This window comes from Microbacterium sp. BF1 (assembly GCF_019279095.1).
Classification (GTDB): domain Bacteria; phylum Actinomycetota; class Actinomycetes; order Actinomycetales; family Microbacteriaceae; genus Microbacterium; species Microbacterium maritypicum.
This window is the reverse complement of sequence record NZ_JAGYWT010000648.1, coordinates 1-1,154: the sequence shown is the minus strand read 5'-3', so window position 1 is coordinate 1,154 and position 1,154 is coordinate 1. Positions and strand designations below refer to the sequence as shown.

At 69.8% G+C, this 1,154-nt stretch carries 2 protein-coding genes; both read left to right on the top strand.

What is annotated here, in order from left to right:
- A partial coding sequence (locus KZA10_RS15710) for a sensor histidine kinase (protein WP_218683350.1) occupies positions 1–767 on the top strand: 767 nt, incomplete at its 5' end.
- Positions 768–772: 5 nt separating this feature from the next.
- Positions 773–1,154 (top strand): LytR/AlgR family response regulator transcription factor (locus KZA10_RS15705; RefSeq protein WP_374196606.1); only part of this gene is annotated, 382 nt, incomplete at its 3' end.

The window sequence follows — 1,154 nt, the reverse complement described above, 5'->3', positions numbered from 1 at the left end:
ACGGACGCGTGGTGGGTGTCGTGGTCGCCTTCGCAGCATCCGTGCGGGCAGCGCTGGTGCGGGCGGCCGAAGAGGTCGCCGACTGGTGCGCGGCGCAGGTCGAACTCGGCGGACTCGATGCGTCGAGGACGCAGCTGGCCGAGGCTGAGCTGCGGTCGTTGCGGGCGCAGATCTCCCCGCACTTCATCTACAACGCCCTCACGGCGATCGCGTCGTTCGTGCTCACCGACCCTACGCGTGCGCGCGAGCTTGTGCTCGAGTTCGCCGACTTCACCCGCTACTCGCTCCGTCGACAGGGCGAGTTCACCACGATCGCCGAAGAGCTGGGCAGCATCCACTCCTACCTCGAGCTCGAGCGGGCCCGCTTCGGTGACCGGCTGAGGGTCACCCTGCAGATCGCGCCGGAGACGCTCGCGACGGTCATCCCGTTCCTGTCGGTGCAGCCGCTCGTCGAGAACGCGGTCCGTCATGGTCTCGAACCCGGCGTCGGGGGAGGGGAGATCCGCATCGCCTCGCGCGACGACGGCACCCACACCGAGATCACGGTCGAGGACGACGGGGTCGGCATGGACCCCGAGGGGCTGAGAGCGACCCTCACGGCGGGCGACGACGGCGTCCACGTGGGTCTGCGCAACGTCGACACCCGGCTGCGTCAGCTCTACGGCGCGGACGGAGGCCTGGTGGTGGAGACGAACACCGGCGCCGGTACCCTGGTGCGCATGCGGGTCCCGAAATCGCAGCCGCAGCACGACCCGGACAACGACTGACGTTCATGATGACCATCGCACCTCCGATCGATGTGCTCGTCGCGGACGACGAGAGACCCGCCCTGGACGAGCTGGTCCACCTGCTGCGCACCGACCCCCGCGTCGGTGAGATCCTCACGGCATCGTCGGGGGCTGAGGCACTGCGGGTGCTGTCCGAGCGGGCGGTGCGGATCGCGTTCCTCGACATCCACATGCCGGGGTTGAACGGGATGGAGCTCGCGCGCGCTCTGATGACCCTCGCCGAACCGCCGTCCGTCGTGTTCGTGACCGCCGACGAGGCCAGGGCGGTGGAGGCGTTCGAGCTGCGGGCTGCCGACTATCTGCTCAAGCCCGTGCGCCTCGAGCGGTTGCGTCAGGCGGTCGCCGAGCTCGACGACCCGGGCGACC